The organism is Pseudomonas sp. FSL R10-1339, assembly GCF_009600545.1.
In the GTDB taxonomy this organism is placed as follows: Bacteria; Pseudomonadota; Gammaproteobacteria; order Pseudomonadales; family Pseudomonadaceae; genus Aquipseudomonas; species Aquipseudomonas bubulae.
Genome location: NZ_WIVQ01000132.1, coordinates 1 through 8,755, shown reverse-complemented (window position 1 = coordinate 8,755; position 8,755 = coordinate 1). Strand labels below are relative to the sequence as shown.

The following is an 8,755-nucleotide window of genomic DNA, read 5'->3' as shown; positions in this document are numbered from 1 at the left end:
GCCACTGCCGGCCAGGGTGTCCAAAGCCACACGACCCGGCAGCACCGAGGCCTGGCGCAAGGTCGCTTCGGTCATTTGCAGGGCTTGCCACGCGGCTTCATGGCTGGCATCGGCTGCGCGCCATTGCTCGCACGCCGCAAATACCTGAGGCGGCGCCGCACCGGATTGGGTTTTGACCAGCCAGTCAATCGCCTGGTCAAGGACATGGGGGGCGAATCCTGGCGGCGACGAACCAGCGCTCACAGGGCGTTACGCATCAGAAAACAATGGCGAATGGCCGTGGCCATGTATTTTTCCACTGAACTCACGCTCACCCCCAGGCGCTCGGCAATAGCCTGATAGCCAAGCCCTTCAAGGCGTGACAGCAAAAAGGCAGTGCGTACATTGGCTTTTAGGCCCTCGAGCAACGCATCGATGCGGGTCAGGGTTTCCAGCAGGATCAAACGTTCTTCGGGGGCAGGCATGTGCTGCTCGGGCAAGTGAGCCAGCGCTTGCAAATAGGCCTGCTCGACTTTCTGGCGGCGGAAGCGGTCAATCAACAGGCCCTTGGCAATGGTGCTCAGCCAGGCCCGTGGCTCGCGCAAATGCGCAACCTGTTCCGGCTTGCCCAGCACATAAAGAAAGGTGTCCTGCGCCATGTCGGCAGCATTGTCGGTATCTCGCAGGCGCCTGCGCAGCCAGTTCAGCAGCCAGCCATGGTGATCGCTGTAGAGGCTTTGCACATCTGCGTGCAGCAACGGCGGGTTCGGCGGGGATGGCGACACGGAAACCCTCGGGACGTGCCGTGGGCACACTGCGAATAGGAATTGGTCGCAATCATATTCGCAGTACCGGCCAGACTCAAGCCCTGGACGGCTTGCGCGGGTCAATCAGCGCCCTGTCGTCGCCAGGACGGCGGCGACAGGGGTATGCATCAAGGGATCAGCGAGTACACCAGCGAGGAGATCGCAATCAGGCCGATAACCGTCACGAACACGTTGGAGATCTGCCCCGAGTACTGGCGCATAGACGGCACCCGGCGAATCGCGTACATCGGCATCAGGAACAGAATGGCTGCAATCACCGGCCCGCCCAAGGTTTCAATCATCACCAGGATGCTCGGGTTGAGCGTGGCCACAGCCCAGCACACCACCAGCATGAAAGCGGCCGTCATGCGGTCCAGGTTTTTCGCGCCCGGGCGCTTGCCGGTTTTCAGTACCAGACCTTTAAGGCCTTCGCTGGCGCCGATGTAGTGGCCCAGAAAGGACTTGGCAATGGCCACAAAAGCAATCAGTGGCGCGGCAAAAGCGATGGTCGGGTTGCTGAAATGGTTGGCCAGGTAAGACAGGATCGACAGGTTCTGCGCCTTGGCTTCGGCCAGTTGTTCCGGCGACAGGGTCAGCACGCAACTGAACACGAAGAACAGCACCATCACTACCATCAGCAGGTGAGCACGGGACAGGATCTGCGAGCTGCGCTCATCGGCATTGGCGCCATACCGGCGCTTCTGGTCTACGGCGAACGCCGAAATGATCGGTGAATGGTTAAAGGAAAAAACCATCACCGGAATCGCCAGCCACAAGGTATGCAGCAATACCGAAGGCGCAGGCAGCGTAGTCGCGGTACTGAGAATGCCGCCGTTCCAGTGCGGGATCAAAAACACCGCCAAAAACAGCAACGCCACGATAAACGGGTAGACCAGCATGCTCATGGCCTTGACGATCACCTGCTCGCCGCAGCGCACCACAATCAGCAAGCCCAGAATCAGCACCAGCGACAGGATTGCCCGTGGAGGTGGAGTGATATGCATCTGGTTGAGCATAAAGCTGCCAACCGTGTTGGTCAGCGCTACGCTATAGATGAGCAGGATCGGGAAGATGGCCAGGAAGTACAGCAACGTAATCACAGCACCCGCACGCAGGCCGAAATGTTCTTCAACCACGTCAGTGATATCTGAGCCTTCACGCCCGGAGAGAACGAAGCGGGTCAGGCCGCGGTGAGCGTAAAAGGTCATCGGGAACGCCAGCAGCGCCAGGATCAGTAACGGCCAAAAGCCGCCAAGCCCTGCGTTGATCGGCAAAAACAAGGTACCTGCGCCAATCGCCGTGCCAAACAGGCCCAGCATCCAGGTGGTGTCATGACGATTCCAGCGAGTGAGGGTCGCTGGTGTCTCGTCGAAGCGTTCGTCGACGCTGTTAGCCTGGTCATTCATCCGGTCGAATCTCCGCTAGCCGGTCGTTACCACGCAGCCGGGGCGGACAAGAATCACCTTGCTGACATCGCCCCGGCCATAAGAGGGGCGCGATTGTCCGGGATTAGACATAAGAAGCAAAGGTTTAGCTGAGCAATGGTCGAAATGATGTCACGTTGCAAAGCAATACCTGGACACCAATTGATACACTATTGAAGTCCCCCCATCGCTCAAAAGGCCCGAGAACCATGCATTTTGCCCGACGTTTTCCCGTTTTTATCGGCTTGTGCCTGTTGGCTGCAGCACCCATGGCCAGCGCCGACGGTATGATGATTACCTGGCCCGGCGGCTGGGAAGTGCAGGCCGTCCCCCCTGCCCCGGACGACAGCAGTTTGCGCCAGCGGGCGGTGAAGAACGATGCCAATGGTGACCCGCAGATGGTTATGGAGCTGACTCAGTCGACCCTGGCGCCAGAGCACAAGGTCAATATGGAGGCGGTGTTGCTGCAAATGCGCAAAACCTTGCAGCAGAATTTCGCCAAAGGCGGTTACCAGAGCGCTTGCAACAAGATCCACAGCAGCACCCTGGGCGGGCTGGACGCATTGCAAACCACCTGCAAGATCACCCAGAACGGCAACCACGTTATCACTCAGACCCTGGTGGCCGCCACCCAGGGCAACAGCGCCTACGCCCTTTCCTACGCAGGCCCGGCTGACGGCTACAAAGCCAACGAGCCTGAGGTCAATGGCATTCGCGCCAGCTTGCGGCTGGGGCAATAATCGGGTAGCACTTGCCTCTGTGGGAACGAGCCTGCCCGCACCCACAGTTCAGGCAGTGCCTACGGGATCAGCACCACTTTGGCGCACGCACCTTCATTGACCTGCGCATAACAGGCCAGTCCGTCCGCCAGGGCCGCTTCCTGAAAACCACCCGGTGCCGGCAACAGCCCTTGATCGAAGTACTGGCCAAACTGATTGAGCCTCTGCGCACAATCGCCGCAGCTATACAGCAGCGTGTTGACCCCGACCAGCGACCCGCCCTTGCGATACAGGGCCAGCGCAGGCAAATGCACATGACCGTCCAGCGGTGCGGCAATAAAGGCGATTCGCCCGAAAGTGCGCAACGCCGACACTGCCGCTGGCAACCAATGGCCAGTGGTGTCGAAAATCACTTCAGCGCCACCTGCAAATACCTCATTCACTTGAGCCCCCAGCGACTCCGGTTTATCCAGAACCAGCACTTCAAGGCCCTGCTCCAGCAGCACCTGCGCCTGCTCGGTACGACGCACCGCCGCCAGCACCCGCGCGCCAAGCACTTTCGCCAGCGCGATAGCCGCGGTGCCTACCGCGCCATTGGCACCGATCACCAGCAAACGGGTATCCGCGCCTACACCCGTTCGTTGCAGAGCATCCCACGCCGTGGTGTAAGGCACGCCCAGGCTGGCGGCCTGCTCAAAACTCAGCGACTTGGGTTTCAGCGCAACGCCTTCAATCGGCAAGACCAAATAGCTCGCATGAGAACCGTCCCGGTAGAACCCCAGCTCCTTACCCGTACCCCAGACTTCCTGCCCCACCAACGCCTGCGGTCCATCCACGATCACCCCGGCAAAATCCCGACCGGGCACGCGGGGCAAGGTGGTGTAGGGAAAACGGCCGAGTACATTTTTCACATCGCTGGGGTTCAGGCCCGCAGCCCTGACCTGCACCAGCACTTCTTTGGCACCAGGTACCGGCAGCGGCAACTCAACGAGGTTCAGCGCCGCCAGATCACCGGTTTTGGAAAATTGCAGTGCTTTCATATTCAGCCCTCTGGATGCTGTAGAGATGCCCCAGTTTATGGCCGACAAGCGTGGTGCTTCTGCCAATGGCTTCTGTCTGCCGGACAAGTTCAGATCTCTGCTACCTGACCTGACGCATACAAAGAGGGACTCACACCCAGCTCGCGTCGGAACATATCGCTGAAACTGCTGGGCGAATAACCAAGCGAACGTGAGATCTGGCTGACAGAAGCGCCCTGGATCAGCTCGGCCGCGGCGGTTGCCAATTGCACCTGCCGCCGCCACTGGGCGAAGCCCATGCCCAGTTCGCCCTGAAAAAGACGGGCCAGGGTTCGTACACTGGCCCCGGCGTTCTCGGCATGTTGCTCAAAGGCGATATCCAGCGAAGGGCTGGCCATGACCGACTGGCACAGGTTGAGCAGGCGCCGGTCCGGGGTATCGGGCATGGGCACCTTAAGCTGGGTTCGGCGGGCCCGCTGCAATTCCAGCAACGTCAGATTGAGCAGAGCCTCGGTGTAGGACGTTTGCCCGTCCGCCCGCTCCACCAACTTGATAATCAGCTCTCTGAGCAAGCGGCCGACTTCAATCACCTGCACACGACTGTCCAGGGTGCTGGCCAGCTTGGGTGGCAAATAGATATTTCGCATCTGCAAATCCGACACCACGCGAATCCCGTGGGGCACCTGCGGCGGCAACCACACCGCCCGCTGCGGTGGCACGGCCAGGGCTTCATCCGGGGTATCGACCCACATCACGCCGCTGCTTGCGTAGAGCAACTGCCCCCACTCGTGCTGATGCGGCTCGATATACAGGCCACGGGGATAAGTACGCGCCAAGGGTTGTACCCGCACATCGGTGTCAGACAAATCGGGTGGAACGGCAAGCGCCATATACGGTACACATCAGAAAAGTGAGCGATTAAGGGAACGAGGTTATAGTGCCTTGATTCCACCCAAAGCGCCCCAACCTGACAGATTTGTCATCTGTCCATCAGTTGCCTGACAGTCCCTGTCGCTCAGGCTGACGTTTTTTCGTATAGAGGATCTCGATGAAGACTCCATTGCGCCTTTTCGCACTCTCGGCCCTGTTGTTGACCTCTTTGGCGCAAGCGGCCGAACAACTGACCATTGATGTGCACCGCGATGCCAACTGCGGCTGCTGCAAAGCCTGGATTTCTCACCTTGAGAGCAACGGCTTCAAGGTCAATGACCATGTAGAAACGGATATGGCCAGCGTCAAACAGCGCCTCGGCGTGCAGCCCCGGCTGGCGTCGTGCCATACCGGAGTGATCAACGGCAAGTTCGTTGAAGGTCACGTGCCTGCCGAACAAGTGGTGGCACTGACCCAGCGCAACGACCTCAAGGGTATTGCTGTACCGGGCATGCCAATGGGCTCGCCGGGTATGGAAATGGGTGACCGCAAGGACGCCTACCAGGTGATCGGCCTGGACAACGACGGTAAAGACCAGGTGATCGCCGAGTACCCTGGCAACTGAAATACGCGAGGCGCGCGCACCACATCGGTGCGCGCGCCCTGTTATTTTGCAGAACCGCCCCCCATCCCCATAGCAGCTGACGAGCGGAGCGAGGCTGCGTTCGGGCGCGTAGCGGCAGTGAACCCTGCGAACCCGATTGGGCTAGCATATCGCAGTGTCTGATTTTACGGCTGCTGCGCAGCCTCGCTCCGCTCGTCAGCTGCTACAAAAACTGAAGCAGACTTTGTGATAGATACTTTTCCTACAAGACAACTCTCATTGTCTTACAAAAAACACTGCCTTTAGCTAGCAGCTTGACCCATCTCTTCTACACTCAACGCTGTCGCATCTACGGCGTGTATTTGTCGTATTTGAATAATCGGATCTTCTTCGCCCGTGATAGGCCAACTTGGGGCTGGGTTGCAGCTGTTGGTGCATTCCTTGCAGTGCCCAAATCATCTTTTACGCATTTTTGCCGTGGATGACATGGCCGATCAGTCAGTGGGGAAGTGCCGGCCGGGTGGCCGTTAGCAGATCAATAAATACAACGGGAGAGATTCATGATCAGTGCTGCTGCGCCACATCAAGAAGAACGTCTGACCCCGCAAGTTGTGAATGAGCTGATTTCACTGCCAGATCTGGCCCCTGCAGGGAGGCCCGCGCTGGCGGTGATAAACGCCAATCCCAATAAAAAGAAGGTGCTGTTTGTCACCTCCGAACTGGCCGACCTGGTGAAGACCGGTGGCCTGGGTGATGTGTCGGCAGCACTGCCGCGGGCCATGCGTCACTTGCATGATGTACGGGTGCTGATCCCCGGCTACCCACAAGTGCTCAACAGCGACAACCCGATCCACATCATCGGTGAACTCGGTGGCCATGCCGCCCTGCCCGCCTGCAAGATCGGACGCATGGACATGACCGACGGCCTGGTCATCTATGTACTGATCTGCCCTGAGCTTTATGAGCGCGAAGGCACGCCCTACGGCGCCAACAATGGCCGCGACTGGCCCGACAACCACATCCGTTTCGCCCGCCTGGGGCTGGCTGCAGCCGATATCGCTGCCAATCTGGCACAGATACACTGGCAACCCGACCTCGTGCATGCCCACGACTGGCCTGCGGGGCTGGCCCCGGCCTACATGCACTGGCGCGGGCAACGCACCCCCACCCTGTTCACTATTCACAACCTCGCCTACCAGGGCGTATTCAGCCGCGCCTGCTGCCCGGAGCTGGGCATCCCGCACCATGCCCTGCAACAGGACGGTATAGAGTTCTACGGCAAACTGTCGTTTCTCAAGGCCGGCATGGCCTACGCCAGCCACATCACTACGGTCAGCGCGACCTACGCCGCCGAAATCACCACCCCGGCCTTTGGCTGCGGGCTCGATGGCTTTTTGGCCAGCAAGACCCAGCAAGGCCTGTTGAGCGGTATTCCCAATGGCATCGATGAAAGCTGGGAAGCCACCACCGACCCCCATCTGGTGGCGCCCTTCGGTATCGGTGACTGGGATGCCCGCGCCGTCAATACCACCCATGTGCGTACCCTGTTCGGCCTCAGCCCCTCCAAAGGGCCATTGTTTGCCGTCGTGTCGCGCCTGGTTTATCAGAAGGGCCTGGACCTCACCGAAGCCGTGGCCGCCTTTATCGTCGCTTCGGGCGGGCAGATTTGCATCATCGGCCGCGGTGAACCCGAAGAAGAACAGGCCATGCGTGAACTTGCCTTGCGCTTCCCGGGTCAGATCGGAGTACGCATCGGTTTCAATGAAACCGATGCACGGCGCATGTTCGCGGGCAGCGACTTTTTGCTGATGCCCTCGCGCTATGAACCCTGCGGTTTGAGCCAGATGTATGCACAACGCTTCGGCTCGCTGCCAGTAGCGCGCAACACCGGCGGCCTGGCGGACACCATCGAAAACGGCGTGACCGGTTTTCTGTTCGACGAGTCCACCGTGGCCAGCTACGAGGAAGCACTCAAGCGCGCCTTCAAGGTGTTCAGCTACCCCAAACTGTTGAATGCCATGCGCTGCCGCGCAATGGCCGCTCCATTCAACTGGTGCAAGGCCGTGGAACCCTATGCCGAGCTGTATGAGCAACTGGTTGCCAAGTCATTGCTTCGCACCGTGAAGCCATGAGCCCTGCGGATCTGCCTGACGTTCGTTCATTTATCGCCATCAAGGGAACCGCCAATGAGCGAAGCGCAACTTGAAGTACTCGCCGGCCGGGCCGGACTGGCCGTTGACTGGATTGATGCCAACGGCCAGCCACAGAGGGTCAGGCCACAGGTGCTGGAGGCCATTCTGGCGGGGCTGGGATTGCCCGCCGACAGCGCCGAAGCCATCGAAACCAGTCTGCTAAACCTGCAGCTGGAGCAGCAGAACAAACGCCTGCCGCCCTTGCTCACGGCAGACGTCGGCAAGGCCCTGGACTTGTCACGCTACTTTCACGCCCATAGTCAGTGCATCGTGCATCTGGAGAACGGCGATGCATTGCCAATCCAGCTGGATGCCGACGCCATGTTGCCGGGCATGATCCCCGTCGGCTACCACCGGGTGCAGCTGGAAGATCAACAGTTCACCCTGGCCGTGGCCCCGGCCAGGTGCTTCAGTATCGGCGATGCCCTGCATCAGACAGCGCCACGGGCATGGGGTGTCAGCGTGCAACTGTACTCGCTGCGGCGCCACGGCGATGGCGGCTTTGGTGATACCCGGGCACTCGAAACCCTGTTGCAGGCTGTGGGTGAGCGCGGCGCCGATGCGCTGGCGATCAGCCCCCTGCACGCCATGTTCAGCAGCGCGCCCAAACATTACAGCCCGTACTCACCTTCCAGTCGCCTGTTTCTCAACAGCCTGTATGCAGCACCCGCCAGTATCCTTGGCGAGGAGGCACTGCACAGGGCCATTGAAGCCACAGGCCTGAGAGACGAACTGCAACGTCTTGAACAGTTGCCGCTGATCGACTGGCCAGCCGCAACCCTGGCCAAACAGACATTGCTGCGTCAGCTCTACAACGACTTTGCCCGGGACGAACACCCGCTGCTGGCCGACTTCAATCACTTTCGCGAGCTGGGTGGCGAAGCACTGGAAAACCACTGCCGCTTTGAGGCCCTGCAGGAAACCTGTGTGGCCGGGCATCACAGCTTCGACTGGCGCGAGTGGCCCGAACAATGGCGCAACCCCGACAGCCCGGCGCTATTGCGGTTTGCCGAGGGGCACCAGGCGCTCATCGGTTATTACGCCTTTTGCCAATGGCTGATCGCCCGCTGCCTGGACCGGGCCCAGACCACGGCGCGTAGCAGCGGCATGGCCATCGGCCTGATCGCCGACCTGGCCGTGGG

At 60.0% G+C, this 8,755-nt stretch carries 9 protein-coding genes; 4 read left to right on the top strand and 5 right to left on the bottom strand.

The window, feature by feature from the left end; all coding sequences use genetic code 11:
• The 3 genes from GHO03_RS22615 to GHO03_RS22605 all read right to left on the bottom strand — a co-directional run.
• A partial coding sequence (locus GHO03_RS22615; protein WP_372241784.1) for a FecR/PupR family sigma factor regulator occupies window positions 1–243 on the bottom strand: 243 nt, incomplete at its 3' end.
• Entirely contained in the window at window positions 240–764 is a 525-nt protein-coding gene (locus tag GHO03_RS22610) for a sigma-70 family RNA polymerase sigma factor (RefSeq protein WP_095021203.1), read from the bottom strand. The genes GHO03_RS22610 and GHO03_RS22615, both read right to left, overlap by 4 nt.
• Window positions 765–913: 149 nt before the next feature.
• Window positions 914–2,191 (bottom strand): serine/threonine transporter, encoded by a 1,278-nt coding sequence (locus GHO03_RS22605; protein ID WP_095002379.1) that lies wholly within the window; start codon window positions 2,189–2,191, stop codon window positions 914–916.
• A 227-nt stretch (window positions 2,192–2,418) separates the two neighbouring features.
• Here GHO03_RS22605 and GHO03_RS22600 point away from each other — a divergent pair, with 227 nt between their 5' ends.
• A complete protein-coding gene (locus tag GHO03_RS22600) occupies window positions 2,419–2,949 on the top strand; it encodes a DUF4946 domain-containing protein (RefSeq protein WP_133144389.1) in 531 nt (176 codons plus the stop codon).
• Between the two features lie 59 nt (window positions 2,950–3,008).
• Here the strand turns inward: GHO03_RS22600 and GHO03_RS22595 are convergent, their stop codons facing one another.
• The gene (locus GHO03_RS22595) at window positions 3,009–3,968 is read right to left on the bottom strand and encodes a zinc-binding alcohol dehydrogenase family protein (protein WP_133144388.1); all 960 of its coding nucleotides are present in this window, start codon (window positions 3,966–3,968) and stop codon (window positions 3,009–3,011) included.
• Window positions 3,969–4,057: 89 nt separating this feature from the next.
• Window positions 4,058–4,837, bottom strand: coding sequence for a helix-turn-helix transcriptional regulator (locus GHO03_RS22590; protein ID WP_095002376.1), 780 nt, complete (start codon window positions 4,835–4,837; stop codon window positions 4,058–4,060).
• 158 nt (window positions 4,838–4,995) lie between these two features.
• On the opposite strand from GHO03_RS22590, the gene GHO03_RS22585 reads away from it, so the two are divergent.
• The 3 genes from GHO03_RS22585 to GHO03_RS22575 all read left to right on the top strand — a co-directional run.
• Window positions 4,996–5,442 carry a DUF411 domain-containing protein gene (locus GHO03_RS22585; RefSeq protein WP_095002375.1) on the top strand — a complete coding sequence of 149 codons (447 nt, stop codon included), beginning with the start codon at window positions 4,996–4,998 and terminating at the stop codon, window positions 5,440–5,442.
• Window positions 5,443–5,981: 539 nt separating this feature from the next.
• The gene (gene glgA, locus GHO03_RS22580; RefSeq protein ID WP_153400560.1) at window positions 5,982–7,553 is read left to right on the top strand and encodes a glycogen synthase GlgA; all 1,572 of its coding nucleotides are present in this window, start codon (window positions 5,982–5,984) and stop codon (window positions 7,551–7,553) included.
• Between the two features lie 54 nt (window positions 7,554–7,607).
• Window positions 7,608–8,755: 4-alpha-glucanotransferase (locus GHO03_RS22575; protein WP_178110354.1), on the top strand; the 1,148-nt coding region annotated here is incomplete at its 3' end.

Excerpts from the sequence above, each read along its gene's own strand:
- GHO03_RS22600 (WP_133144389.1), top strand. The coding sequence starts at position 2,419 with ATGCATTTTGCCCGACGTTTTCCCGTTTTTATCGGCTTGTGCCTGTTG.
- GHO03_RS22595 (WP_133144388.1), bottom strand. The coding sequence starts at position 3,968 with ATGAAAGCACTGCAATTTTCCAAAACCGGTGATCTGGCGGCGCTGAAC.
- glgA (WP_153400560.1), top strand. The coding sequence starts at position 5,982 with ATGATCAGTGCTGCTGCGCCACATCAAGAAGAACGTCTGACCCCGCAA.
- GHO03_RS22590 (WP_095002376.1), bottom strand. The coding sequence starts at position 4,837 with ATGGCGCTTGCCGTTCCACCCGATTTGTCTGACACCGATGTGCGGGTA.
- GHO03_RS22585 (WP_095002375.1), top strand. The coding sequence starts at position 4,996 with ATGAAGACTCCATTGCGCCTTTTCGCACTCTCGGCCCTGTTGTTGACC.
- GHO03_RS22605 (WP_095002379.1), bottom strand. The coding sequence starts at position 2,191 with ATGAATGACCAGGCTAACAGCGTCGACGAACGCTTCGACGAGACACCA.